Here is a 24390-nt window from a genome sequence, read left to right as displayed (position 1 = left end):
AGAATGCCCCTCGCAGGATGGCGGTCCGCGCCCTAGATTCTCTTCCCGCCGGCCCCTGCCGGCAGCGCCGCCCTTGCGGCGTCATTGACCCTAGCCGGGGCCGCGCCCATGGGCAACTCTGCCCGTGACCGGCGATGTCCGCGGCAGACCTGCCGGAGGAGACGTCGGCCATGGGTGACGTCATCAACCTCAATGCCGTGCGCAAGCAGCGCGAGCGCGCGGCCAAGGAAGCCCGGGCGGCCGAGAACCGCGCCCGTTTCGGGCAGAGCCGCCTTCAGCGCGATCTGCGCGATGCGGAGCGGAGCCGTGCCGAGCGCGAGCTGGACCGCAAGCGGCTGTCCTTCGACGACCCGGACAAGACGCCAAAGCGCTGATCCGGGATCAGCCTGCCTGCCGCCGCCGGATCAGCCGGCGGCGAGCGGCCGGGTCACCCGGGCAAGCCAGCCCCTGACGCCGTCGTCGACCAGGGGCGAGACCTCGGCCAGCACCCGCGCGTGATAGGCATCGACCCAGGCGATTTCATCGGCGGTCAGCATGTCCACCCGGATCAGGCTGCGGTCGATGGGGGCCAGCGTCAGGGTCTCGAAACCCAGGAAGCGCCGGCCGGCGAAGCCGGTGCCCTCGTCCCGCACCACCAGCAGGTTTTCGATCCGGATGCCGTAGCGGCCGGGCTCGTAATAGCCCGGCTCGTCGGACAGGATCATCCCCGGCTCCAGCGGCTGGGTCGACAGTTTGGAAATCCGCTGCGGGCCTTCATGCACCGACAGATAGCTGCCGACGCCATGGCCGGTGCCGTGATCGAAATCCAGCCCCGCCGCCCAGAGATCGCGCCGGGCCAGCACGTCGAGCTGGGCACCGGTGGTGCCGGCCGGGAAACGCGCCACCGCCACCGCGATATGGCCCTTCAGCACCCGGGTGAAGGCCTCCGCCACCTCTGCCGGCAGATCGCCCACCGCCACGGTGCGGGTGACGTCGGTGGTGCCGTCCAGATACTGGCCGCCGCTGTCGACCAGATAGATCTGCCCCGGCTCCAGCCGCCGGTTGCTGCGCTCATTCACCCGGTAATGGGCCATGGCGGCATGGGGCCCCGAGGCCGAGATGGTCTCGAAACTCATGCCCCGGTAGTGATCGAGCCCGGCGCGCAACCGGCCGAGTTCGGCCGCGGCGTCAAGCTCGGTCAGATGGCCTTTGGGCGCCTCGGCCGCGATCCAGGCCAGGAAGGTGACCAGCGCGCCGGCATCGCGCAGATGCGCCGCCCGCGTGCCCGCCAGCTCCACCGCATTCTTGCGCGCCTTGGGCAGCGAGACCGGCGAGTTGCCCTCCACCACCGTGGCCCCTGCCTGCTTCAGCCGGTGATCGGCCCAGACATTGGCGGTAGTGGGGTCGATCAGCACCCGGCGACCGGCACAGTCGTCGAGTGCCGCCCCCAGCGCCTCGACGCCGGCAACCCGCGCCTCGCCCGCCAGATGGTCGATCACCTCGGGCGTCAGCTTGCGGCGGTCGATGAAGATCTGCGCCTCGCCGTCGCTGGCGATCAGGCCGAAGCCCAGCGGCAGCGGCGTGCAGGGCACGTCGGCGCCGCGGATATTGAGCAGCCAGGCCAGTTCCTCGGGCATGGTGATCAGATAGGCATCGGCGCCGGCGGCGGCGATCGCCTCGCCGATGCGCCTGCGCTTGGAGGCCACGCTCTCGCCCGCAAAGGCCTCGTCATGGGGCACCACGGGGGCGAGCGGCATGGCGGCACGGCCGTTCCAGATGGCATCCAGCGGGTTGCCCTCCAGCGCCGCCAGCTCGACGCCCGCACGCGCCAGCACGCGCTGCCAGCGCGAAATCTCGGCCGGGGTGTGCAGCCGCGGATCATAGCCGATCCGCGCACCGCGCCCGGCGGTCTCGGCGATCCAGGCGATCGGCGTGCGCTCCACCACATGGCAGCGCTCGAACACCCGGCCGTCGACCTCCTGCTCGGCCTGGATGGTATAGCGGCCGTCGACGAAGATGGCGGCCCGGTCCTTCAGGATGACCGCGGTCCCGGCCGAGCCGTGGAAACCGGTGATCCAGGCCAGCCGCTCGGCCGCGCGCGGCACGTATTCGCCCTGATGCTCGTCGGCGCGCGGCACGATGAAGCCGTCGACCCCCGCCGCCGCCAGCCGCAGCCGCAGCCGCGCCACCCGGCCGGCCGTGTCCGGCGCCTCGTCCCAGAGCCCGTCTTCCTGGCGGGCCGCAACCTCGGCCCGGCGGGCGACCAGCGCCGCGACCAGGTCCGGATCATGCGGGCCGCGGCCCAGAACCAGATCCACCCAGCGCAGGTCGCCGGCGGGCGATGCCGCGGCATCGATGCCGGCCAGCAGGGCGTCAAGCCCGGCCGCCCCCACCCGTGCGCCCCGGGCGGCAAGCCGCCGGGCAAGCGCGTCGCCGTCCTGCGACGCAGAGATCGGGGCAGCGGTTCCGTCCGGGGTGGAAGCGGTCATCGGGTCAGGCCTCATCAGGAGGTAAGGGCGGTTCAGTCCTGACGGCGGGGCGCCCGCCGCATCATCAGCGTCGTCCAGCCGTCGAGCACCAGACGCTTGTCCAGCACCAGGCCGCGACGGCGATAGGCGTTCAGCACCCAGCTGTCCTGGCGGGGGGTCAACCCCGACAGCACCAGCCGGCCGCCCGGCGCCAGATGCCGCACCACCACCGGCGCCATCCGCGCCAGCGGCCGGGCCAGGATATTGGCGAGGATCAGGTCGTAGGGGCCGTGGGCCATGACCTCGGGCCGGCGGAAGCCTTCCGAGATCAGCGGGATCACCCGGTCGCGAACATGGTTGATGTGGATGTTCTCGGCCGTCACCGCAACCGAGCGCGGATCATTGTCGACCGCCAGCACCCGGCGGCGCAGCCGGCGCGGGTTGAAACGCTGCGCCGCAGCGATGGCGAGCACGCCCGTGCCGCAGCCCATGTCCAGAACCCGGCCGACCGGCTTGCCGCGCCGGGCCAGGTGATCGACCATGGTCAGGCAGCCGCGGGTGGTGCCGTGCTCGCCCGAACCGAAGGCCTGGCCGGCATCGACCACGATGCCGATCGCCCCCGGGCGAACCACCTCAGCCGCGTCCAGATGGCTGCCATGGACCACGAACCGCCCGGCATGGATGGGCACGAAGCTTTTCAGCACGTCGCTCGCCCAGTCGCGATCCTCGATCTGGTCGAGCACGGGCGTCTCGAGCGCGATGCCTTCGGCGGCCGCGGTCAACGAAATGCGGGTGCCGATTTCGGCCATGTCGGGCCGGGGGCCGCGGGCATAGCCGGTGACACGCCACCACAAACCGTCCTCGATCACCTCGAAACTGGTGAGGCTTTCGACGAAGGGCTCCAGCGCGGTCTCGACCGCGGACACATGCTCCAGACCCGGAACCTCCAGGGTCAGCCGCCAGACCAGGCGGGCGGGATCAGACGGGCTCGACAAAGCGATCGATCACTTTCTTCCGGCCGACCCCGTCGAACACCACCTGCAGCTTGTCGCCTTCGATGCGTTCGATGAAGCCGGTGCCATATTTGGCATGCGACACCCGCATGCCGATCTTGAAGGACGACGTATCTGCGGCCCTGGCCGCCGCGGCCGCCTGTCCCGGGGTGCGGCCGCTGGAGGGGCCGGGGCGCCGGGGCGCCACCGACATGCCGCCCCGTTCCACCCTGACCGCCGTGCCGTCGATGGTCCGGGTGGTGACGTCGTCGGCCAGCCGGGTCGCACGGTCATAGACCTCGGTCTGGGCGTAGGGGCTGGTCTGGGCGTAAGGGTCGGCACGCCGCCCGGCCGGCTGCCAGCCGGCGGCGCGGTTGCCGCCATAGACCCCGGTCTGGCCCGAGAGTTCGACATGCTCGGCCGGCAGTTCTTCCACGAAGCGCGAGGGAACGGCCGACAGCCACTGGTTGTAGACCCGGCGGTTGGCCGCGAAGCTGATCACCGCCCGGCGGCGGGCGCGGGTGATGCCCACATAGGCCAGCCGGCGTTCCTCTTCCAGCCCGTCGCGGCCGCTTTCCTCCAGCGCGCGTTCATGGGGGAAGACGCCCTCCTCCCAGCCGGGCAGAAAGACGGTGTCGAATTCCAGGCCCTTGGCGCCGTGCAGGGTCATGATGCTGACCATGTCCTCGCCGGCGCGGGTATCGGTGTCCATCACCAGCGAGACATGTTCCAGGAAGGCCGGCAGGCTGTCGAATTCCTCGACCGTGCGCACCAGTTCCTTCAGGTTGTCGAGCCGGCCCTGGGCCTCGGGCGTCTTCTCGGTCTGCCACATGCCGGTCAGGCCGCTTTCATCCAGCATCTGCCGGACCACCTCGCCATGAGGCTCGTGCGACAGGGCCTCGCGCCAGCCGGCGATCATGCGGGTGAAATCGGCCAGCGCCGCACGCGCCTTGGGCCGCAGGCCGCCGACCACCACCGGATCGGCCGCCGCCACCAGCATCGGCAGCCCGGCCGCCCGTGCCGCCACCGCCACGGCCTGAACCGAGGTGTCGCCCAGCCCGCGCTTCGGCACGTTCACCACCCGCTCAAACGCCAGATCGTCGGCAGGCGTGATGGTCAGCCGCATATAGGCGAGCGCGTCGCGCACCTCCGCCCGCTCGAAGAAGCGCAGGCCCCCCACCACCCGATAGGGCAGGCCGATGGTCACGAAGCGGTCTTCGAAAGCGCGGGTCTGATGGCCGGCGCGGACCAGCACCGCCATGTCGGAAAGCGACATGCCCTGGGCACGCAGATGCTCGATCACGTCCGAGACGAAGCGGGCTTCCTCGTCGCCATCCCAGCAGCCCTGGACCCGGACCTTCTCGCCCTCGCCGTCATCGGTCCAGAGCGTCTTGCCCAGCCGCTCTTCATTGTTGGCGATCACGGCGCCGGCGGCGGCCAGGATATGGCCGGTGGAGCGGTAATTGCGCTCCAGCCGGATCACCGTCGCCTCGGGGAAATCCTTTTCGAAGCGCAGGATGTTGCCGACCTCGGCACCGCGCCAGGAATAGATCGACTGGTCGTCATCACCCACGCAGCAGATGTTGTGATGGGCCTGGGCCAGCAGGCGCAGCCACAGATACTGGGCGACATTGGTGTCCTGATACTCGTCGACCAGGATGTAGCGAAAGCGGCGCTGCCAGTCGGCCAGCACGTCGGGATGTTCGCGGAACAGCCGGATGCATTCCATCAGCAGATCGCCGAAATCGGCGGCGTTCAGCTCTTTCAGCCGTTTCTGATAGGCGGCGTAGAGATCGGCGCCGCGGCCGCGGGCCAGCTCGTGCGCCTCGGCCCCCGGCACCTGGCCCGGCTGCCAGCCCTTGTCCTTCCAGCGCTGGATGGCGCCGACCAGCACCTTGGGCGGCCAGCGCTTCTCGTCGACGCCGGCCGCCTGGATCACCTGCTTCGCCAGCCGCACCTGATCATCGGTGTCCAGAATGGTGAAGGTGGAGGTAAGCCCGACCAGTTCGGCATGCCGGCGCAGAATGCGGGCACACAGCGAATGGAAGGTGCCGAACCAGAGCCCGCTTTCTTCCGCGCCGATCAGCCGCCCCACCCGCTCGCGCATTTCGCGCGCGGCCTTGTTGGTGAAGGTGACCGCCAGAATCTGCCAGGGCCGGGCGCGGCCGGTATCCACCAGATGCGCCAGCCTTGTGGTCAGCACCCGGGTCTTGCCGGTGCCGGCGCCGGCCAGCACCAGAACCGGCCCGTCCAGCGCCTCCACCGCGGCCCGCTGCTCGGCATTCAGCCCGTCTAGATAGGCATGGGCATGGGACGCACCGGCACCGCGCGCAGGATGCTGCGGCACCGAGGCTTCCGGCAGGCTGAACGGATCGGACATCGGAGGGGCCGGCTCTCTTGGTCTGGACGCGGGGTTCCGGGTTCACTGGAACATAACCGAAACGCGGCCGCGACGACAGCCATCGGCACGCCTGCCTTACCTATACCCTCGGCGGTGCGTCTGCAAGGCGTGCGCCTTGAGGTTGTCGGCCTCGGGGGTGTCGACCTGGGGGTGTGGAGAGGTGCCTGACCGGGGCTGCATCCGCCAGAGTGTCCGAAGCCGGTCGTGCGGTTCGCGCATCCAGCGCTCACAGAGGGCGATCTCGGCGGCGGAGGCCTCACGACGCTTGCGCTCACCATCGGGAACGAAGGCCTGGCGGTCGCCGCGGCCCTTCGAATAGAGCCGCGCCTCGCGCTCCATCCCGGCGATTTCGTCCGGGGTCGGCCGGATCCCGAGCCAGGGCAGGATGCGGTCGATCACCGCCCCCGGCAGCTCGGCATGGTCGACCAGCAGCCACCCGGCCGGCGCGGCGGCGATCCTGTCCGCCGCCAGAGACAGCGCCCGCCCGAGGACGGCGGCGATGAACGTCTCCATGGCCATATCGGCGGCGGCAGTCGGCCGCATGCCCAGGCTGAAGGCCCGACGCATCGGGTTGTGAAACGAGAGCGACCAGCCGGGCCGCAGACGCAGGTTCGAGACCAGAATCTCCAGCGGATCCCGCATCACGAAGACCTTGCGCATCCGAGGGGCGACCGTCTCCAGCTCGTCGAGGCGATCCAGCCCGATGCACGAGAACTTCACCATGAAATGCCGGGCCTCGGGCATCATCGGGCGCCCGAGCAGGGCGAGCACAAGGCGCAGATCATCCTGCCTGACGCCGGCCGGAACCGGTGTCCAGAACGGCCCCATCAGATCGAGCAGCGCTTCCGGCTCGTCGGCGATCTGCACGCCGCCGATCCCGCCCAGCATGTTGGCGACCAGGGTCGAGCCGCAGCGCGAGGCATGGAAGATCCCGGCCGTCAGCGGCAGGCTGGCGGCCGGAGACGGTCCGGCCGCCAGGGACGGATCCTCCAGCGACACATCCCGGAAGGGCAGATCCCGGAGGGGCGCATCCGCATCCCGCGCCTGGTGCAGTGCCGTACGGAACGACCAGCGGCCGTCAACCGGCCAGCTGGCGGATCTGAGGCGCAGACGCCGGCCGTCGCGGGTGATAAGCGCCCGCTCGGGCAGCTCCCATCCGGCGGTCAACTCATATTGCGGGTGACGAGACCTTCCGTCACCTGGCTGCCGCCCCCCTCGGTCTGATCATGGATCGGCACGACCGTCAGCCTTGGCGTCGACCAGGCCGCCGAGGTCATATTGCCACTGTCAGAAGGCTCATCGTTTCGATCGGTCATTGCCGGCTACTCCTCAATGGTGATGATTTATGTGCAGACAATACACAGTGCAATCGGCGCCGTGAACGGGCAACAGCACCGCCGCCCGGACATGATGTGCCTCAGCCATTGCCGCCCTCGGCCCGATAGATGAACTGCCCGACACGCAGCCCGCGCCCGACGGCATGCAGCAGGGGCAGCATGGTCTCGGGCCGGGAGGCCGGCGTTGCATCTGCGGGCCAGGCCTCGATCAGCCGCCGGATCCTGGGCAGGTCGAGCACCTCGCGGGCGAGCGGCGACGCCTCGCAGCGTTCGATCTCCGCCATCATCCAGTCGCGCCGGATGGTCATCCGCTGGAACCAGTCGGCATTCTCCCGGCCCGTCCGGCGCTCGTCGAGCACCGCCTGCGGCACACGACCGGCCAGCACCCGTCGGGCGAGCCAGCGGTCGCGGCCCCGGTTCAGATACTGCCCCGCGGGCAGCCCCAGGCAGAAATCGACCAGCCGGACATCGGTGAGCGGATGGCGCCGATCGGCCGGATCGGCCCACATATGGCCGGAATGCGCGAGCTTCAGGAAGGTGTTCTTCTCGATCAGCTCGATCCGCATATCGGCATCGCGCGAGGCGCTGCGCCGCGGCGCATGGCGGGTGAGACGTCCCTCTGCGAGCCGTTCGCCGAGGGACGGGGCAAGGGCGCTGCGTTCACGCCACAGCTCCGGACGCCCCCGAAGGCGCTTCACGGCAAGCCGCAGTTCGGGCGGCAGCGCCGGCAGCAGCGCCCATCCAAGAAATTCCCGGAGCGGTGATTTGCCCTGGCGTGCCCGCCCGGCCAGGTTCGTGGCCAGGCCCCGGAGGCGCAGGTGACGAAGCTGATCGGCCATGGCAAGACGGCCGTCCCAGCTGAGCGACAGATTGCCGCCCTCGCCCGTCAGCACCACCCGCGCGCCCAGATCGCGCGCCAGATCGGGGGCCGGATGGTAGAGCCCGTCCGAAAACAGCCAGCTCATCGGCCAGTCGCGGCGATGGAAACGCCCGCCCGGATCTTCATCCGCTTCCGTCGGCACCGGCGCCACCAGATGATGCGGCACCATGTTCGGATAAAGCGGCGGCACCAGCCGGGCGCCGTCCCACTCGTCCTGGATCAGCCCGGGCGCCTCGGGCAAAACCGCCATGGGCTGCGGGCGCAGGGTCACCGTGTGCAGGGGCGCGGGATCCCGCAGCCGGGCCGCCGTCGTGGCCACCGCAGTGGAATCGAGCCCGGCCGTCAGATGGCAGAGCAACGGTTCGTCACCGGCCGGCAGACGACAGGCGACCGCCTGTTCCAGCAGATGGCGGGCCGCCTCGACATACTCGTCATCCCGCCGGAACCGGATCCGGCGGGTGGGATCGGGCTGCCAGTACCGCCAGAGCCGCAGACGACCGTCGGACCAGGTGAGCCCATGCCCCGGCGGCAGCATGTCGATCGCGGTGTGCACGGTGCGATTGGGGCGGCGATGGGCGGCCGCCACCAGCGTCAGCCCCAGAATCTCCGGATCCAGCCCCCGGGGAACGGCGGGATGGGCCAGAAGCGTGTCGATCCGGGAGGCGAGCAGGATGCCGTCCGGGCGGCAGCAATAGAACAGCGGTCGCCCGCCCATCTGATCGATCGCCGCGATCAGCACCCGGCGCGCCGGGTGCCAACGGATGGCCGCGAAATCCCCCACCCAGGCGGCGGGGGCCGCCTCTCCCCGCCGGGCGAGTGCGGTCGCGGCAAGGGCGGCCGCCTCCGTTCCGGCCGGATGGTCGAGCGTGGCGGCGAGTTCGGCGGCATTGTACAGGGCACCGTCGAACAGGGTCACACTGCCGTCCGGTCCCGGCCGGCACGGCAGGGGCCGCGGGGGACGCGACGACGGCCCGGCCGCCCCGGCCTGGAGCAGCAGGGCAATACCGTCGTCATGGTGCCGACGGATGATCAGCCCGGAGGCGGACACCGCCGCCGCCGACCGCCGGCCGTCGATGACGCCATGGTCGCGCCCGATATGCGCGAACAGGAGATTCACGGAACCGTTCCCGCCCTGAAGAAATGTTGCCAAGACCAGGCTGTCTGTCTCTGGGGTTAGGTATCCGGTCGGACGGGCCTCTGCAAGCCGGGAACGATCGGATGCGCCGCCGGCGTCACGCCGAAGCTCTGGCGGAACCGGGCGATGAAGCCGCTGACGCTGGCATAGCCGAGGTCGAAGGCGATGGCGGTGACCGAGGCGCCCTCGGCGAGCATTTCCAGCGCGCGCATCATCCGGGCGCGATGGCGCCAGTCGGTGAAGCTGAGGCCGGTTTCGCGCGGAAACCGGCGGCTGAGCGTGCGCGGGGTGAGGCCCGCCCAGCCGGCCCAGCCCTCAAGGCTGCGGCCGTCGGCCGGATCTTCCAGGATCGCCTGTGCGATCCGCTGAAGGCGCGGCTCCACCGGCATGGGCAGGCCGAAATCTTCGGCGGGAAGCCCCCTGATCTCGTCCAGGATCAGCCCGGTGATCCGCGTGCGCGCCGCATCCATCCGACCGTCCTGCCAGGTTGCAGCCCGCAGGACCGCCTCGCGCAGCAGGCCCGGCACGCGCACCGTGCGGGGGGTGGACGGAAGCTCCGTGCAGCGATCGGGGCGGATATAGGCGGTCCACCCGGCGCCCGGCCCGAAGCTTCGCCCGCCATGCAACTGCCAGGGCGGCAGCCAGATGCCGTGGCCGGCCGGCACCAGCCAGGCGCCCTGATCGGTCAGCACGGTGACGACCCCGCGGCTGCAGCCGATCATCTGGCCGCGGGGGTGACGATGGGCCTCTGTGTCGAATTCACGCTTCAGCTCAACCGTGAAGGCTGCGACCTCCGGTCCGTCGAGGGCATGGCCGATCGTCTCTGGTGCATGGGACATGGCGCCATCCTGCTATCGATTGGCGCCGATAGATTAGCAGCGCCAGGCCGTATGGCGTAGAACGGATCCATCCGAATGCGGGAGGCAAACCCCATGTCCGACATCACCCCGACCGATCTCGACCAGCTCTATGATCCGCCGTCCGAAGCGATCCAGAAGGGCGTGATGCCCCATCTGATCCCTTTCCATGAAGACTATATCGCCCGGGCGACGTTCTTCTGCCTGGCCAGCGGGCGCGCGCAGGGCCTCGACGCCTCACCCCGCGGCGGCCCTGAGGGTTTCGTGAAGGTGATCGACCCGCAGCATGTCGCCTTCGCCGACTGGCCCGGCAACAACCGGATCGAGACCCTGCGCAACCTGGTCGAGGACGACCGCATGGCCATGCTGTTCCTGTTTCCGGGGCTGGAGGTCTTCCTGCGCATCAACGGCCGCGGCCGGATCTCTCGCGAGGCCAGGCTTCTGGCGCAGCTGACGGAAGGGGCGAAGACCCCCAAAACCGCGATCGTGGTCGCGATCGACGAGGTGCTGTTCCACTGCGGCAAGGCCATCAACCGCGCCCGCCTCTGGCAACCCGAGGCCCGCATCGACCGCGGCACCCTGCCCTCGGTCGGCCGGATGAAAGCCGCCATGACCGGCGGCTCCGACGCCGATGCCGGGCGGGTGGATGCGGAGTATGAGCGGGCGGTGAGGAATGATCTGTATTGATCGGCTTGCGGGGTCAGGATGCCGGCCTTACCCTCTCAAGGGTAGAAGGAGCGCCTGACCATGCACTCTCAGACACCCATGCCCGACAGCAGTGCCGACGACGAGCGCCGCATTGATCTTTCGGTGCGTGACAGCGAAGCCTTTGTTCGGGCGCTCACCGACCCGCAGCCGCTCGAGGATCGCCTGTCGGACACCATCCGTCGATACCGCCGGCGGACCGGCGTCTGACACATACAACCGACGTTTCGGTCAGATCGCAGGCGACGACATCTTGCCGGTCACCATCTTGTCGGTCACTCCCCTGCATCTGCCCGAGGAACCTGCTCCGCCACGAACCGGATCCGCCCCTCCACCGCCGGCGCGGCCTCGCCGCTGCGGGCCAGGTGGTCGATCACCTGGTTGGCGGTGAGCTGGGAATCCGACAGGCCGATCACGGTACGGGCGGTGGCGAAGGCGCCGTAGCCGTCGCCGGCGCCGGCGACGTAATCGGTGGTGGCCAGCTGGTAGAGCCGGTCGGGGTCGAGCGGCTCACCGCCGATCATCACCTCCTGAAGCCGGGCGCCGGGCGGCTGGGCGGGATCGACGGTCAGGGTCATGCCCGATACCTGCGGGAAGCGGCCGGCCAGCTCGTCCAGGCCCGAGAGGCCGTTTTCCAGCGCCTTGTGCAGCTCGGCGCCGGTCACTTCCAGCTTGAGCGTCCGGTTGCCGAAGGGCAGTTCCGACAGCATGTCGCGGCGGGTGATGCGGGTGCCGGGCTCGTAGATCCGGTCGGCGCGGATGCCGCCGCCATTGATCATCGCCACCTCGGCCCCCACCGCCGCACGCATCGCATCGGTGATCAGATTGCCGATCGCCGCCTCCCGCCCGCGCACGGTGGCCCGGCGGCTGTCGAGGGCTGTGGCCAGCGTCGCCACCGGCTCGTCCAACGCAGCCCCCAGGCTCTGCCCATATCGGGCGACCAGGGCGGCGATGTCGGGATCGGGCGCCACCTCGCCCGTGTCGACGATCTCGAATCGCGGGCGCCAGCTCAGGCGGTCGGCGGTCTTTTCGATGTCGATGCGGGTGACGACCACATGATCGCCTTCCGATCCGCTTTCGGCGAGGGCGACGCGGCCATCATGGAAGACCAGCAGATGCTCGTCATGGCCCGAGAGGATCAGATCGGTGCCGCCGTCGCGCACCAGACGCATGTCGATGTCGAGGGGCGTATGGGCCACGGCGACCACGAAATCGGCGCCGGCCTCGCGCAGCTGCCGGGCGGCGGCACGGCCGGCATCCAGGCTGGCGCCGAAGGTGATGGCGCTGCGCCTGGCCACGACCCGGGTCGATTCGGTGGTGAGCCCGTAGAAGCCGATGCGGATGCCGTCCTGCTCGACGATTTTGGCGGGCAGCGTATGGGCCGGCTGGCTGCCGTCGGGCTCGTGGATGTTGGAGGCGACGACGTCGAAGCGGGCCTCGGCCATGCGGGCGCGGAAGACCTCGGCGCCGAAATCGAACTCGTGATTGCCCGGCACCATCACATCGGGGGGCATGTGGTTCAGGATGTCGATGATATGCCGCCCCTGATCGAGGCCAGAGAGCAGCGAGGGCGAAATGGTGTCGCCGGCATGGATGAAGAAGGCCGGGCCTTCCTGCCGCACCCGGTCGAGCACCGCCTTGACCCGGGCAAAGCCGCCGCGGCCGTCCTTCTCGTCCATCCGGTCGATATCGTTGGTCTGGACGAAGCGGAGGGTAACGGTTCCGGCCGCCGCCGGCACAGCGGTGGCGGCAAGCAGAATGGCGGCCGCGACGGCGGCCAGATGGTGGCGACGCAGCGTCAGCGGCATTGCCCGACACTCCCTTCGGCGCAGCGCGTGGTGCCGTCGACCCAGACGGCCCCTTCCAGATCGGCATCATAGAGATCGGCGCCGGTCAGATTGGCACCGGTGAAATCGGCGCCGCGCAGATCGGCGCGGTAGAAGCGGGCCCGGCGCAGATCGGCGCCGGTGAAATCCGCCCGGGCGGCCTTGGAGCGGGTGAAATCGGCGCTCTGCAGATCGGCCTCGGCGAAGATCGCCTCTTCGGCCTTGCCCGAGACGAATTTCGCGCCGCGCAGATCCGCGCCCGAGAAATCGGTGCCGGTGACGTCGGCGCGGGTGAACGAGGCATCGCGCAGCCGGCCGCCGGTCAGCGACATGCCCTGCATCGGCCGGCCGTCGAAGAAGCAGCCGACCCAGTTCACCCCTGGCCGGCCGGGATCGCTGCAACCGGCACGGGCGGGGCCGGTATCGGCGCCGACCACGGCGGCGAGGGCCAGCAGCGAGACGATCAGGCTGCGGCGGATAAGAGGGCAACGGTCGGTCTGGCGGGTCATCGGGAGCATTTGCCTCGTCTGGCCGATCCATAACACGGCATCCGCACCAACATATCGTGCCGCCCGGCCCGCGGACAGGCCGAAGCGCCGGCTGCGACGCCGCGACACCGCCGGGGCCGGCGCGAAAAGGGTTGGCGTTCGCGGCTGACGGGGACAATCTGTGCATCAAACACCGGATGCGGAGGCCCCGATACCGGTGATCGACATCTTTCCGGAGATCCGTGCCATGGCCCTCGCCGCCCCCGCCCCGTCCGCCCCTGCCCGGCCCGTCGCCGCTGCCGTCGACGACGATTTCGTCGCGGCCCTCGTGCAGCTTCTCGGTGACCGCGTCTCCACCGCCCAGGCGGTGCGCGAACAGCATGGCCGCGACGAGAGCTATCACGATGTCGAGGCGCCCGATGTGGTGGTCTTCCCCGAGACCACCGAAGAAGTGGCCGAGGTGGTGAAGCTGTGCGCCGCCCATGCCGTGCCGATCATCCCCTTCGGCACCGGCACCTCGCTGGAAGGCGGCGTTGCCGCCACCCGCGGCGGGGTGTGCATCGATGTCAGCCGGATGAACCAGATCCTGCGGGTATCGACCGACGATCTGGACGTCACCGTCCAGGCCGGCGTCACCCGCAAGCAGCTGAACGAGCATCTGAAGACCACGGGGCTGTTCTTCCCGATCGACCCCGGCGCCGATGCGTCGCTGGGCGGCATGGCCGCGACCCGCGCCTCGGGCACCAATGCGGTGCGCTATGGCACGATGCGCGAGAACGTGCTGTCGCTGACCGTGGTCATGCCCGACGGGCGGATCGTCAAGACCGCGCGCCGCGCCCGCAAATCCTCGGCCGGCTATGATCTCACCCGGCTGTTCGTGGGCTCGGAAGGCACGCTTTGCGTGATCACCGAGGTCACGCTCCGGCTCTATGGCGTGCCCGAGGCGATCTCGGCGGCGGTCTGCCCGTTCGAGACCCTGGAAGGCGCCGTGCGCACGGTGATCCAGACCATCCAGATGGGCATTCCGGTCGCCCGCGTCGAACTGCTCGACGAGCTGTCGGTGAAGGCGGTCAACGCCTATTCCAAGCTCGACAACCCGGTGCAGCCGACCCTGTTCTTCGAATTCCACGGCACCGAGGCCGGTGTGGTCGAACAGGCCGAGATGGTCCAGGCGATCGCGGGCGAGCATGGCGGCGGCGATTTCCGCTTCGCGACGCTGGCCGAAGACCGCAACGCCCTCTGGCAGGCGCGGCACAATGCCTATTACGCCTCGCTCAGGCTGAAGCCCGGTTCCAAGGGCTGGCCGACCGATGTCTGCGTGCCGATCTCGCAGCTGGCCGATGCGATCCTGGAGACCCGCAAGGATCTGGAAAGCTCCACCCTGATGGCGCCGATGGTGGGCCATGTCGGCGACGGCAATTTCCATCTGGTCTTCCTGGTCGACCCCGAGAACCCCGACGATCTGAAAGAGGCCCAGCGCCTCAACGACCGGCTGGTGGAGCGCGCGCTCGCCTTTGGTGGCACCTGCACGGGTGAGCATGGCGTGGGCCTGGGCAAGCGCGACTTCCTGATCGCCGAACATGGCGAGGCGATTTCGGTGATGCGCCAGCTGAAGCAGGCGCTGGATCCGCAGGGGATCATGAACCCGGGCAAGGTGCTGCGCCCCTGAGGATCTGAGCCCGGCAAAGGTTCACCCGAAGGTTTCCCGGCGACCACTCTGCAACGATGCCCGCGCGCCCCGGCCGCGGGCATCGGCGTTTCCGGGGTGACGCGGGTGGTATACCGGGCCTAGACTGCCCGCCATGCCGGCACCAGACCGGTAGCTTCGACAAGACGATGACGTGTGAAGAAACCGTCGGGAGACGACCGAAGATGCTCAGCACCCGTTCCGGGGCGCGGCCTTCCCGCCGCAGCCTGCTCAAGACCATCGGCCTTTGCGGCGCGGCGCTCGCCGCCCTTGCCTCGGCCCTGCCCGGCGGCGCCGTCGCGGCGGAAAAGACCAAGGTGACGGTCGCGGCCCTCGCCTTCGTGTCGTCCTCGCCGCTGTTCATCGCCAAGGACCGCGGCTATTACGAGGCCGAAGGGCTGGATGTCGACATCCAGATCTTCCGCGCCGCCCAGCCGGTGGCGGTGGCGATTGCGTCGGGCGATGCCGATTTCGGCGTGACCGCCTTCACCGCCGGCTTCTACAACCTGGCGGGCAAGGGCGCGCTCAAGGTCATCGCCGGCCAGTCGGCCGAGATCGCCGGCCAGGACGGATCGGCGATCCTGGTCTCGAACAAGGCCTGGGACGAGGGCTTCCGCTCGGTCGACGACTTCCCCGGCCACAGCCTGGCGATGACCCAGACCGGATCCTCGTTCCACTACATGATCGGCCGGATCGCCGAGGCCCGCGGCTTCGACCTCTCGAAGGTCGACCTGAAGCCGCTGCAGGCGGTGCCGAACATGATCGCGGCGCTGAAATCCGGCCAGGTCGACGCGATGATCATCGTGCCGCATATCGCCAAGGGGCTGGTCGATTCGGGTGCCGCGAAGATGATCGGCCGGGTGGCCGATATCGCCCCCTATCAGCTGGGCGGGCTGTTCACCTCCACCCGCAACGTCACCGAACATCGCGACATGGTGGAGCGGTTCGTGCGCGCCTATGTGAAGGCGGCAGCCGACTACAACGCCACCCTCAACCAGAACGACGCCAGGGGCGAACGGGTCTATGGGCCCGACACCCAGCCGGTGGTCGACATCATCAACAAATATGTCTATCCCGAAAAGCCGAACGATGCCGGCGTGAAGGCGGGGGCCATGTATATCGAACCCGCGGGCCGGTTCGATGCCGCCGACATCGCCGATCAGCTGCGCTGGTACAAGCAGCACGACCTGGTCGATGCCGATGTCGAGGCCGCAAGCTTCGTCGACACCAGCTTCGTGTCCGGCGGCTTCTCGGTTCAGGCGAAGTGACGACCCGACGATGCGCCTGATCCTGAAGGCCGTCTCTCATGCCTATGACGGCCTGCACGCCCTCGGCCCCGTCGACCTTGAGGTCGGCGCGGGCCGCATCGTCGCCGTGGTCGGCCCGTCGGGCTGCGGCAAATCCACCCTGCTCGGCATCGCCGGCGGGCTGATCCGGCCGACATCGGGCGAGGTGCTGTCGGCGAGCGCCGCCCCCGAGGGCTGCCTGAACCCGCTGACCTATGTCTTCCAGGATTTCGCCCTGCTGCCCTGGCGGACGGTGGCGAAAAACGTCGCCCTGCCGCTGGAAGGCCGCGGGCTCGGCGCGGCAGAGGTCCGCGCGCGCGTGGCCGATGCCCTGGCGCGCACGGGGCTTGCCGATTTCGCCGGCGCCGTGCCGCGCCAGCTGTCGGGCGGCATGCGCCAGCGGGTCGGCATCGCCCGGGCGCTGGCGGTCTCGCCCGCCGTGCTGCTGATGGATGAACCCCTTTCGGCGCTGGATGCCCAGACCCGCGAGCTGCTGATCGAGGATCTGGTGGCCCTGCACGGCCGGGCGCCGTTCAGCGCGCTTTACGTCACCCACAACCTGACCGAGGCGGTGCGCCTCGCCCACGAGGTGGTGGTGCTCTCCCGCCGGCCCGGGCGGATCCGCGAGGTGGTGCAGATCGACACGCCGCTCGACGACCGCGCAGCCGACGGCGCCGGCATGGCCGCCCTGGCCGACCGGCTCTGGCGGTCGATCCGCGACGAGGCCGCCACCGCCGATCGCGAGGTGCAGCATGGCTGACCGGCCCCGTCCGACCCCGCCTGCCGACGACACGCCCCGCCCGGTGCCCTATCGCGGCGGCGGCTTCGCGCCGCGGCGGATGCCGCTGGTCACCGGCCTGTTCTTCGCCCTGCTCTTCGGCCTTTGGGCGCTAGGATCGGCCCGGGGCTGGATCGGGGCGCTGACCCTGCCGCCGCCGGGCGAGGTGCTGGCCGCCCTTGCCCGGCTGATCGAGACCGGCGATCTCTGGCGCCATCTTTCGGCCTCGCTGATGCGTCTCGGCCTGGGCTGGGCGCTGGGGGCCGGCTTGGGCGTGGCGGTCGGGCTGATGGTCGGGCTGTTTTCGCTGGCGCGCGCCACCGGCCTGCCGCTGGTGACGGCGCTGTTCCCCATCCCCAAGATCGCGCTGCTGCCGCTGTTCATCATCTGGTTCGGCATCGGTGAGCCGTCGAAGGTTGCGACCATCGCCTTCGGCGTGTTCTTCCCGACCGTGATCAACACCGCCGGCGGCGTGGCCGGCGTGCCGCGCAGCCTGATCTCCATGGGCCAGAGCTTCGGCCTGTCGCCCTGGCGGATCGCCACCCGCATCGTGCTGCCGGGCGCCCTGCCCGCCATCCTGACCGGGTTCAGGGTCTCGGCCTCGATCGGCATCATCCTGCTGGTGGCGGCCGAGATGATCGGCGCCGAATACGGGCTGGGCGCGCTGGTGCTGAATGCCGGCAATCTGATGCGGCTGGACCTGCTGATCGCGGGCGTGGTGGTGCTGTCGGCCCTGGGCCTGGTGGTGGCCTTCCTGCTCGGCCTGGTCGAGAAACGCCTGCTGCGCTGGCGCTGAGCCGGCTTTCATGCTGGGATCGGCGCCATGAGCACGACCGATAGCGACGTTCCGACCCGCGGCCTGGTCCACGCCTTTGCCCTGGATGGCAGGGGCGGCGGCCGGCCGCTCTCCCCCGCCCAGACCGCGGCGGCGCTGCGCGACCGCAGCGCCGGCCAGACGGTCGATGCCCCCGATCTCTGGCTGCATGTCGACCGGATGGATCCGGGCGTGCAGGACTGGCTCGATCTCGCCGGCGTGCCGCCGCATGCGGCCGAAGCCTTGCTCGCCGAAGAGACCCGGCCCCGGGCCGATCGGTTCGCCGACGGGCTGGTGGTCAATCTGCGCGGGCTGAACGTCAATCCGGGCATGGAGGCGTCGGATCTGATTTCGGTCCGCGCCTGGACGGTGGCGGGGATGACCATCACCACCCGCCGCTACCCGCTGCGCTCGACCCGCGAAATGGCCGAGGCGCTGACCGCCGGCAGCGGGGGCCCGCGGGATTCGGGCGGGGTGATCGCCGATCTGGCCGACCGGCTGGTCGGCCGGCTCCGGCCCGAGGTCGACCGGCTGGAAGATCTGATCGACGATCTGGAAGACGAGGCGCTGGCCGGTGCCGCCGACGCCCGCCCGCGCGAGGGCATCCGCAAGGCGCGCGCCGCGCTTGCCGAACTCAGGCGCGAGACCATCGCCTTCCGCCGCTATATGGCGCCCCAGCGCGAAGCGCTGATGCGGCTGGCCGGGCTCGACCCGTCCCCCTTCGGCCATGTCGACCGGCTGGAACTGCGCGAGACCGCCGACCAGCTGACCCGGATGGTCGAGGATCTGGACGCCATCCGCGAACGCACCCTGCTCGCCCAGGGCGAATGGGAAGCGCGCATCGCCGAACGCACCGACCGCACGGTCTATCTGCTGACCATCCTGTCGTCGGTGATGCTGCCTTTGGGTTTCATCACCGGGCTTCTGGGGGTCAATGTCGCCGGCATCCCCGGCGCCGACGACCCGGCCGCCTTCCTGCTGCTGTGCCTGGCGCTGGGCCTGCTGGTGGCGGTGCAGTTCGTCCTGTACCGGAGATTGCGGTGGATCTGAGATGCCACCCCGTCACGGCCGACGGTAGAGGATCATGCCGGCGTGGTAGAGCACGCCGTCGATGAAATCGCCATCGGCCGTGAAGCCGGTATCGTCGACATAGTCGATATGGTCGCCGGTGATCGTGTAGCGGCCCTGATAGGCCGCCTCGCGGCTGCCGCGGGCCTCGACATAGCGGCCGTCGGCGCGCAGTTCGTGACGGATGCGGCCGTCTTCGGTCACCCACATGCCGATGTAAGGGTGTGGATCCGTGGTGGTCATGGATGTCGTCTCCCCTGCAAGGGCGGTGGAGGTCAGCAGCAGCAGGCCGGCGGCGGCAAGGCGGCGCATCGGTCTTCTCCTGATCAATGCGGGCTGGCGGTCGGGCGGATGACGATCTCGCTGGTGTCGACGTCATCGGGCCGGGTGATGGCGAAGCGGATCGCGCGGGCGATCGCCTCGGGCGGGATCGCCACCGCCCGGAAGGCGGTCATGGCGTCGCGGGCGGTGGCATCGGTGATGGTCTCCGCCAGTTCCGAGGTCACCACGCCGGGCGAGATCACGGTCACCCGCAGCCGGTCGGTTTCCTGCCTGAGGCCGTCGGATATCGCCCGCACCGCATATTTGGTGGCGCAATAGACCGCGGCGGTCGGGCTGACCGCATGGCCGCCGATCGACGAGACGTTGATCACCTGGCCGAAGCCCTGCGCCGTCATCACCGGCAGCACGGCGGCGATGCCGTGGAGCACGCCGCGGATGTTCACGTCGATCATCCGGTCCCATTCGTCGAGCTTGAGCGACGCGAGCGGCGAAAGCGGCATCACGCCGGCATTGTTCACGATCACGTCGATCCGGCCGAATTCCTCGCGGGCGGCGGCGGCGAACCCCGCCATGTCGTCGCGGTCGGTGACGTCGAGCGCGCGGACGCGGATGGTGCCGCCCGCGTCCGTCACCTGATCGGCCAGGCGCTGCAGACGGTCGAGCCGGCGGGCACCGGCGACCACGATCGCGCCGGCTTCGGCCAGCAGCCGGGCGGTGGTCTCGCCGATGCCGCTGCTGGCGCCGGTGACCAGAACAACCTTGCCGGCGATGCCCTCGACAGGGGCGATGGGGGTGGTGGTCATGTCTGTCATCTCCCGAGGCTGGCCCCGAAGGCCGTTGGTCCTGGCAGAGAGATGACATGGCAGGCGATCGGATATAATCCGGCGCAAATGACCAGGACTTTTAAGCCCGGCTACACAATCACGCTGGCGGCGCGCAGGGCGTCGATGAAGGCGCGCATGGCCGGCGGCATGCGGCGCTGGCGCGGATAGCACAGGAAAAAGCCCGGATAGGGCGCGCACCAGGGCTCCAGCATCGCGACCAGCCGGCCATCGGCCAGGAAGGGCCCGGCCTCCTCGTCGGTCAGGAAGGCGATGCCGATGCCGGCGAGGCAGGCATCGAGCATCAGCCGCCGGTCGTCCAGGATCAGCGGTCCTTCGACCGAGACCGCGAACCAGCCGTCGGCGCGATGGAATTCCCAGTCATAAGGCAGGCTGCGCCCGCGCCACCGCCAGCGGATGCAGTCGAAATCCGTCAGCGCCTCGGGCGTTTCGGGCCGGCCATGGCGGGCGATGAAACCGGGCGTCGCCACCGGCATCTGGCGGTGCTCGCCGCCCAGCCTGACGGCGATCATGTCCTTCTCCACCACCTCGCCCGGGCGGATGGCGAGGTCGAAGCCGCCGGCGACCGGATCGACCACCGCATCATCCGCCGTCAGATCGATCACGACATCCGGATGCGCGGCATGGAAGGCCGGCAGCATCGGCAGGACCCGCCGTTCGGCCGCGACCCGTGCCGCATGCACCCGCACCGTGCCGGCGATGCGCCCGCCCGCCCGGGCGGCGCCCGAGACCGCGTCGCCGATCTCGGCCATGGCCGGGCGCAGGCGTTCCAGCAACGCCGCCCCTGCAGGGGTGGTGGCGACGCTGCGGGTGGTGCGGTTCAGAAGCTGCACGCCCAGCCGCTCTTCCAGCGCGCGGATCGTCTGGCTGAGCGCCGAGGGGGTCACGCCCAGCGTCTCGGCCGCGCGGCTGAACCCCGCCTGTTCGGCGACCGCGACGAAGGCGACGAGCTGGGCGTATTCCGCCCCATGGACGGTCGGGGTCATGGCACTGCACTCCGGACGGGATTGCCGGCAGGGTGCGGATGCTCTCCAATGACCGGTCATCAACCGCGCGACAGACGCACCCGGAGGAATGCCCGATGACCGAGACCATCCGCCTGACCCGCGACGGCCCGATCGCCACCATCACCCTCGACCGGCCGCCGGTCAATGCGCTGGGTGCGGCAGAACTCGACCGGCTGATCGCGCTGGTGGCCGAGGTCGATGCCGATCCGGACATCCGGGCGGTGGTGCTGACCGGCGCCGGGCGCTGCTTCTCGGCCGGGCTCGATCTCGGCCAGGAGCTGGATGCGATCGAGGCGGAGCGCCCCGGCCCGTCATCACGGGGCGTGGCGCTCTACCGGGCGCTGACCGGCCGGCGCACGCCCTGGATCGCCGCGATCAACGGCCCGGCGCTGGGCGCGGGGCTCGGCATCGCCATCTGCGCGGATGTGATCCTGGCATCGGAAACCGCCACCATCGGCCTGCCCGAGATCGATGTCGGCATGCTGGGCGGCGCCCGTCACGCCATGCGGCTGCTGGGCCATGCGACCGTCGCCCGGCTGCTGCTGACCGGCCGGCCGATGCCGGCCGCAGAGCTGGCGCGGCGCGGCGCGATCGAGCCGGTGCTGGCGCCCGAGGCCCTGCTGCCGGCGGCCCGGACCCTCGCCGCCGAGATCGCCGCCAAGGACCCGGTGGCGGTCGCCCATGCCCTCGCCTGCCTGTCGGAGGTGGAGGATCTGCCGCTGGTCGAGGGCTATGCCGCCGAGATGCGCCATGTGGCGGAGCTGGCCCGCACCGAGGCGGCCCGGGCGGCGATGCGGCGGTTCCTGAAGCGCGGGATCTAGTCCCGGAAGGCGATCTGCGTCACCCGGCCGCGCCAGAAGGGCAGGATGCGGCCGCCCGCGGCGCGCGAGATGGTGAAGGCCATGGGCAGCATCATAGCCCCGACCCGCTGATAGTCTTCGCGGGTCACATGCTCGCCCGAGCCGTGATAGGGGGTGGTGAGGTCGCCATCCTCTTCGGCCGCGAAGCTGGCGAGGCTGCCATCGGGCCGGAAAACGGCGACAAGCGAGGCGGTCTGGCCGCCGGAGGTGACCACCGCCCGGGCGTGGCTGTCGTCGATCGGCTGCCAGGCGACCGGCCCGCCGGGCAGCAGGGCCATGGGGTAGAGCGGGCTTTCCAGCAGCCAGCGCCTGAGCGAGATCCGGTCGAGTTCGGGCGAGCCGGTCTCGTCGACCACGGTGACGAGGCCCAGGATCCGGGCCTTCATCTCCATCCGGCCGTCGGCGAAAGCATCCCAGGCGCGGGCGTGAATGCCGGGCAGGATCGGCGTGCGGGCGGCGAAGGCGAGCGCCGGCACCCCCAGCGCCACGGTCTGGCTGGCGGTGGTGGGGGCAAAGCCTTCGGTGCGCGGCCGGCGGAAATCGCCCGCCATCTCCATCTCCACCAGCCGCACGCCGGCGGGCGGGCCGTCGGGGAAGGTGAAGCGGAGATAGGCCCGGACCGGCGTCGGCAGGGCCGCCAGCGCCGCGGCATCTGGATCCGGCGGCATGGCGGCCCGGGCCGCCACCCGCACCCGGTCGACATGGGCGGCGATCTCCGCCCCGGTCCGCCAGCTGCCGATCAGCACCGCGATCAGCACGGCCGCCACCACGCCGCCGGCCACCAGGGCCGCGGTTCGCCAGAGTCTGCGCATAAAGCCCCCTTCCCCGCCGTCATCGGCCGGTGGGTGATGCATGGATGGGTTGGAAAGATTGATCAGCCGTCGGGGTGACCGTTCCCCAGGATCAACCCCATAATGGTGTCGACGACGCCCCGGCAGAGCGCCGCCGCGGTCTCGCCCCGGGCCGGTGCGCGGCCGGCGGCGATGAGGGAGGCGGCGCCATGCACCGCCGACCAGAGGGTGAAGGCGACCAGCCCGGGATCGCGCCCGGGCAGCAGCCCTTCGGCCTGCACCGCCTCTACCGCCCCCCTGAGCAGGGTGAGCGAGGTCATGCCCGGATCGGCCGCGAAGGGATCGCCGGCAAGATCCGGCAGCGGCGGGGGCGCGAACATCAGGCGGTAGAGCGCCGGATGTTCCGCGGCGAAGGCCAGATAGGCAAGCCCGCCCTCGCGCAGCCGCGCCACCGCATCGCCGGCCGTGCGGGCGGCGACGGCGAGCTTGGTGTCGTAGAGCCGCCGGAAGCCTTCGTCATGGACCGCCCGGAGCAGGGCATCACGATTGCGGAAATGGTTGTAGAGCGCGGGCGCGCTGCAGCCGATGGCGGCCGCGACCTCGGCCATGGTCAGCGCCATGGGGTCACGCTCCTCCAGCAGGCGGATGGTTTCGACCACCGCCCGGCCGGGAATGTCGATCGCCTGATCTTTGCGCGGGCGTGCCACGACCTGCCTCCGGTTACTGAACGACATTAAATTAATGACATTCAGTAATGAGGTCAAGCCCGGTTGACGCTCTCGCTCACTGCAGCCGGCCACGGACGAAGATCACCGCCACCGTGAGCGTCACCGCCGCAATGACGGCCAGTGGCCAGAGATTGGCTGCCACCTCGGAAGCCGGCAATGCCTTCACGAACGAGCCTTCGACGATGATCAGGAAGTGCTTCAGCGGGATGGCCTCTGCCATCCAGCGCAGCGGCCTCGGCATGTTGTCGACCGGCGTGGCGAAGCCCGACATCAGGATCATCGGCACGACCACTGCGAAAGTGCCGAGAATGGCCTGCTGCTGTGTGGCGCAGAGCGAGGAAATGACCAACCCCACCCCGACGACCGAGAGGATGAACAGCATCAGGCTTGCAATCAGCAGCGGGAAGGAGCCGGTGAAGGGAATACCGAAACCAAAAATGCCCGCCAGGATCATGATCGTGCCGAGCAGGCTGCCGATGATCAGCGCCGGCACCGTCTTGGCCAGGGTGATTTCTCCCGGTGTGGTGGGGGAGACCAGCAGCTGGTCGAAAGTGCCAAGCTCGCGCTCGCGGGCAATGGACAGGGCCGTCAGCAGCAGCGCAATGGTGGTGGTCAGGATACCGGACAGTCCCGGCACCACGAACCAGCGGTAAATGAGATTGGGGTTGAACCAGTGCCGCAGCGCCACCGCCTCGCCCGCCGCAGCCCCTCCGGCTTCTCCACCCCGGATGCGTGCCCCCAGTTGTTGGGCGATGGTGGAAACATAGCCGTTGGTGATCTGGGCCGCATTGGCGCGGCGGCCATCGAGCAACAGCTGCGCCTCGGCGGTCTCTCCACGCTCCACCCGCCGGGAGAAATCGGGCGGGATGGCGAGTGCCGCGATCACCGTGCGGTCGTCGATCAGCCGGGCCAGCGCCGCCTGATCATGGACCGGGTGAAGCCGGTGTACGAAACCCGCCGCTCCGATCCGGGCCACGAGTTCGGTCGACCAGCGGCCCTGATCCTGATCGTAGACGGCGATATCGACATTGCGCACCTCCAGCGTCACCGCGAAGGAGAAGACCAGCAGCTGCATCAACGGCGGCACGATCAATACCGTGCGGCTGCGCGGGTCACGCAGGATGCTGAGCAGTTCCTTGACGATCTGGGCGCGGAGACGCGGCGGAACGAGGCGCATGG

At 69.9% G+C, this 24390-nt stretch carries 24 protein-coding genes; 9 read left to right on the top strand and 15 right to left on the bottom strand.

The genetic code is table 11. The annotated features are described in order from the left end of the window. Window positions 1-170: 170 nt before the first annotated feature. Complete coding sequence (locus WI697_RS11520) at window positions 171-374, top strand: DUF4169 family protein (RefSeq protein ID WP_345958549.1); 204 nt, start codon at window positions 171-173, stop codon at window positions 372-374. 30 nt (window positions 375-404) lie between these two features. Here WI697_RS11520 and WI697_RS11515 read toward each other — a convergent pair whose 3' ends face one another. The 7 genes from WI697_RS11515 to WI697_RS11485 all read right to left on the bottom strand — a co-directional run bounded on the left by WI697_RS11515 (window position 405) and on the right by WI697_RS11485 (window position 10031). Next, window positions 405-2468: an aminopeptidase P family protein gene (locus tag WI697_RS11515; protein WP_345958548.1), complete on the bottom strand. Its 2064-nt coding sequence runs from the start codon at window positions 2466-2468 to the stop codon at window positions 405-407. Window positions 2469-2500: 32 nt separating this feature from the next. Then, on the bottom strand, window positions 2501-3442 hold the full coding sequence (locus tag WI697_RS11510) for a 50S ribosomal protein L11 methyltransferase (RefSeq protein WP_345958547.1): 942 nt from the start codon (window positions 3440-3442) through the stop codon (window positions 2501-2503). Continuing rightward, the gene (locus WI697_RS11505; protein WP_345958546.1) at window positions 3426-5819 is read right to left on the bottom strand and encodes an ATP-dependent helicase; all 2394 of its coding nucleotides are present in this window, start codon (window positions 5817-5819) and stop codon (window positions 3426-3428) included. Before WI697_RS11505 ends, WI697_RS11510 begins: the two co-directional genes overlap by 17 nt. Before the next feature lie 96 nt (window positions 5820-5915). Continuing rightward, complete coding sequence (locus tag WI697_RS11500; RefSeq protein ID WP_062767595.1) at window positions 5916-7007, bottom strand: hypothetical protein; 1092 nt, start codon at window positions 7005-7007, stop codon at window positions 5916-5918. Then, window positions 7004-7156 (bottom strand): hypothetical protein, encoded by a 153-nt coding sequence (locus tag WI697_RS11495; protein WP_345958545.1) that lies wholly within the window; start codon window positions 7154-7156, stop codon window positions 7004-7006. Before WI697_RS11495 ends, WI697_RS11500 begins: the two co-directional genes overlap by 4 nt. Before the next feature lie 101 nt (window positions 7157-7257). After that, on the bottom strand, window positions 7258-9174 hold the full coding sequence (locus WI697_RS11490; protein ID WP_345958544.1) for an asparagine synthase-related protein: 1917 nt from the start codon (window positions 9172-9174) through the stop codon (window positions 7258-7260). A 56-nt stretch (window positions 9175-9230) separates the two neighbouring features. Then, window positions 9231-10031 (bottom strand): AraC family transcriptional regulator, encoded by an 801-nt coding sequence (locus WI697_RS11485; protein WP_345958543.1) that lies wholly within the window; start codon window positions 10029-10031, stop codon window positions 9231-9233. Between the two features lie 93 nt (window positions 10032-10124). Between WI697_RS11485 and WI697_RS11480 the strand changes: the two genes are divergently transcribed. Continuing rightward, on the top strand, window positions 10125-10736 hold the full coding sequence (locus WI697_RS11480) for an MSMEG_1061 family FMN-dependent PPOX-type flavoprotein (RefSeq protein ID WP_345958542.1): 612 nt from the start codon (window positions 10125-10127) through the stop codon (window positions 10734-10736). 60 nt (window positions 10737-10796) lie between these two features. Continuing rightward, window positions 10797-10964 (top strand): hypothetical protein, encoded by a 168-nt coding sequence (locus WI697_RS11475; RefSeq protein ID WP_345958541.1) that lies wholly within the window; start codon window positions 10797-10799, stop codon window positions 10962-10964. 65 nt (window positions 10965-11029) lie between these two features. Here WI697_RS11475 and WI697_RS11470 read toward each other — a convergent pair whose 3' ends face one another. Together WI697_RS11470 and WI697_RS11465 are read right to left on the bottom strand one after the other, a co-directional pair. Continuing rightward, window positions 11030-12562 carry a bifunctional metallophosphatase/5'-nucleotidase gene (locus tag WI697_RS11470; protein ID WP_345958540.1) on the bottom strand — a complete coding sequence of 511 codons (1533 nt, stop codon included), beginning with the start codon at window positions 12560-12562 and terminating at the stop codon, window positions 11030-11032. Then, the gene (locus tag WI697_RS11465) at window positions 12553-13089 is read right to left on the bottom strand and encodes a pentapeptide repeat-containing protein (protein WP_296721019.1); all 537 of its coding nucleotides are present in this window, start codon (window positions 13087-13089) and stop codon (window positions 12553-12555) included. The genes WI697_RS11470 and WI697_RS11465 overlap by 10 nt, the downstream gene beginning before the upstream one ends. A gap of 226 nt (window positions 13090-13315) precedes the next feature. On the opposite strand from WI697_RS11465, the gene WI697_RS11460 reads away from it, so the two are divergent. From WI697_RS11460 to WI697_RS11440, 5 genes are all read left to right on the top strand, one after another. Further along, the gene (locus WI697_RS11460; RefSeq protein ID WP_345958563.1) at window positions 13316-14737 is read left to right on the top strand and encodes an FAD-binding oxidoreductase; all 1422 of its coding nucleotides are present in this window, start codon (window positions 13316-13318) and stop codon (window positions 14735-14737) included. 203 nt (window positions 14738-14940) lie between these two features. Further along, window positions 14941-16023, top strand: a complete 1083-nt coding sequence (locus tag WI697_RS11455; protein ID WP_345958539.1) for an ABC transporter substrate-binding protein — start codon at window positions 14941-14943, stop codon at window positions 16021-16023. Window positions 16024-16033: 10 nt separating this feature from the next. Then, window positions 16034-16801, top strand: a complete 768-nt coding sequence (locus tag WI697_RS11450) for an ABC transporter ATP-binding protein (RefSeq protein ID WP_345958538.1) — start codon at window positions 16034-16036, stop codon at window positions 16799-16801. After that, the gene (locus WI697_RS11445) at window positions 16794-17615 is read left to right on the top strand and encodes an ABC transporter permease (protein WP_345958537.1); all 822 of its coding nucleotides are present in this window, start codon (window positions 16794-16796) and stop codon (window positions 17613-17615) included. The genes WI697_RS11450 and WI697_RS11445 overlap by 8 nt, the downstream gene beginning before the upstream one ends. Before the next feature lie 27 nt (window positions 17616-17642). After that, the gene (locus tag WI697_RS11440) at window positions 17643-18683 is read left to right on the top strand and encodes a zinc transporter ZntB (protein ID WP_062767575.1); all 1041 of its coding nucleotides are present in this window, start codon (window positions 17643-17645) and stop codon (window positions 18681-18683) included. Between the two features lie 12 nt (window positions 18684-18695). Here the strand turns inward: WI697_RS11440 and WI697_RS11435 are convergent, their stop codons facing one another. From WI697_RS11435 to WI697_RS11425, 3 genes are all read right to left on the bottom strand, one after another. Next, entirely contained in the window at window positions 18696-19013 is a 318-nt protein-coding gene (locus WI697_RS11435) for an Atu4866 domain-containing protein (protein ID WP_062767573.1), read from the bottom strand. A 14-nt stretch (window positions 19014-19027) separates the two neighbouring features. Beyond that, window positions 19028-19786 carry an SDR family oxidoreductase gene (locus WI697_RS11430; RefSeq protein WP_345958536.1) on the bottom strand — a complete coding sequence of 253 codons (759 nt, stop codon included), beginning with the start codon at window positions 19784-19786 and terminating at the stop codon, window positions 19028-19030. Window positions 19787-19896: 110 nt separating this feature from the next. Next, complete coding sequence (locus tag WI697_RS11425) at window positions 19897-20811, bottom strand: LysR family transcriptional regulator (RefSeq protein WP_345958535.1); 915 nt, start codon at window positions 20809-20811, stop codon at window positions 19897-19899. A 95-nt stretch (window positions 20812-20906) separates the two neighbouring features. On the opposite strand from WI697_RS11425, the gene WI697_RS11420 reads away from it, so the two are divergent. Beyond that, the gene (locus tag WI697_RS11420) at window positions 20907-21653 is read left to right on the top strand and encodes an enoyl-CoA hydratase-related protein (protein ID WP_345958534.1); all 747 of its coding nucleotides are present in this window, start codon (window positions 20907-20909) and stop codon (window positions 21651-21653) included. Here the strand turns inward: WI697_RS11420 and WI697_RS11415 are convergent. The 3 genes from WI697_RS11415 to WI697_RS11405 form a co-directional block, all read right to left on the bottom strand. Beyond that, entirely contained in the window at window positions 21650-22504 is an 855-nt protein-coding gene (locus WI697_RS11415; RefSeq protein WP_345958533.1) for a DUF6920 family protein, read from the bottom strand. The two genes, WI697_RS11420 and WI697_RS11415, sit on opposite strands and share 4 nt — an antisense overlap. A 62-nt stretch (window positions 22505-22566) precedes the next feature. Then, window positions 22567-23190: a TetR/AcrR family transcriptional regulator gene (locus tag WI697_RS11410; RefSeq protein ID WP_345958532.1), complete on the bottom strand. Its 624-nt coding sequence runs from the start codon at window positions 23188-23190 to the stop codon at window positions 22567-22569. Between the two features lie 76 nt (window positions 23191-23266). Continuing rightward, a complete protein-coding gene (locus tag WI697_RS11405) occupies window positions 23267-24388 on the bottom strand; it encodes an ABC transporter permease (RefSeq protein ID WP_345958531.1) in 1122 nt (373 codons plus the stop codon). Window positions 24389-24390 lie beyond the last annotated feature (2 nt).

The organism is Tistrella mobilis (assembly GCF_039634785.1).
GTDB lineage: Bacteria > Pseudomonadota > Alphaproteobacteria > Tistrellales > Tistrellaceae > Tistrella > Tistrella mobilis.
Note: the sequence above shows the minus strand (reverse complement) of the source record. Positions and strands in the feature narration are given on the sequence as shown.

Excerpts from the sequence above, each read along its gene's own strand:
- WI697_RS11520 (WP_345958549.1), top strand. The coding sequence starts at position 171 with ATGGGTGACGTCATCAACCTCAATGCCGTGCGCAAGCAGCGCGAGCGC.
- WI697_RS11515 (WP_345958548.1), bottom strand. The coding sequence starts at position 2,468 with ATGACCGCTTCCACCCCGGACGGAACCGCTGCCCCGATCTCTGCGTCG.
- WI697_RS11505 (WP_345958546.1), bottom strand. The coding sequence starts at position 5,819 with ATGTCCGATCCGTTCAGCCTGCCGGAAGCCTCGGTGCCGCAGCATCCT.
- WI697_RS11495 (WP_345958545.1), bottom strand. The coding sequence starts at position 7,156 with ATGACCGATCGAAACGATGAGCCTTCTGACAGTGGCAATATGACCTCG.
- WI697_RS11485 (WP_345958543.1), bottom strand. The coding sequence starts at position 10,031 with ATGTCCCATGCACCAGAGACGATCGGCCATGCCCTCGACGGACCGGAG.
- WI697_RS11480 (WP_345958542.1), top strand. The coding sequence starts at position 10,125 with ATGTCCGACATCACCCCGACCGATCTCGACCAGCTCTATGATCCGCCG.
- WI697_RS11475 (WP_345958541.1), top strand. The coding sequence starts at position 10,797 with ATGCACTCTCAGACACCCATGCCCGACAGCAGTGCCGACGACGAGCGC.
- WI697_RS11470 (WP_345958540.1), bottom strand. The coding sequence starts at position 12,562 with ATGCCGCTGACGCTGCGTCGCCACCATCTGGCCGCCGTCGCGGCCGCC.
- WI697_RS11465 (WP_296721019.1), bottom strand. The coding sequence starts at position 13,089 with ATGACCCGCCAGACCGACCGTTGCCCTCTTATCCGCCGCAGCCTGATC.
- WI697_RS11460 (WP_345958563.1), top strand. The coding sequence starts at position 13,316 with ATGGCCCTCGCCGCCCCCGCCCCGTCCGCCCCTGCCCGGCCCGTCGCC.
- WI697_RS11455 (WP_345958539.1), top strand. The coding sequence starts at position 14,941 with ATGCTCAGCACCCGTTCCGGGGCGCGGCCTTCCCGCCGCAGCCTGCTC.
- WI697_RS11450 (WP_345958538.1), top strand. The coding sequence starts at position 16,034 with ATGCGCCTGATCCTGAAGGCCGTCTCTCATGCCTATGACGGCCTGCAC.
- WI697_RS11445 (WP_345958537.1), top strand. The coding sequence starts at position 16,794 with ATGGCTGACCGGCCCCGTCCGACCCCGCCTGCCGACGACACGCCCCGC.
- WI697_RS11440 (WP_062767575.1), top strand. The coding sequence starts at position 17,643 with ATGAGCACGACCGATAGCGACGTTCCGACCCGCGGCCTGGTCCACGCC.
- WI697_RS11435 (WP_062767573.1), bottom strand. The coding sequence starts at position 19,013 with ATGCGCCGCCTTGCCGCCGCCGGCCTGCTGCTGCTGACCTCCACCGCC.
- WI697_RS11430 (WP_345958536.1), bottom strand. The coding sequence starts at position 19,786 with ATGACCACCACCCCCATCGCCCCTGTCGAGGGCATCGCCGGCAAGGTT.
- WI697_RS11425 (WP_345958535.1), bottom strand. The coding sequence starts at position 20,811 with ATGACCCCGACCGTCCATGGGGCGGAATACGCCCAGCTCGTCGCCTTC.
- WI697_RS11420 (WP_345958534.1), top strand. The coding sequence starts at position 20,907 with ATGACCGAGACCATCCGCCTGACCCGCGACGGCCCGATCGCCACCATC.
- WI697_RS11415 (WP_345958533.1), bottom strand. The coding sequence starts at position 22,504 with ATGCGCAGACTCTGGCGAACCGCGGCCCTGGTGGCCGGCGGCGTGGTG.
- WI697_RS11405 (WP_345958531.1), bottom strand. The coding sequence starts at position 24,388 with ATGCGCCTCGTTCCGCCGCGTCTCCGCGCCCAGATCGTCAAGGAACTG.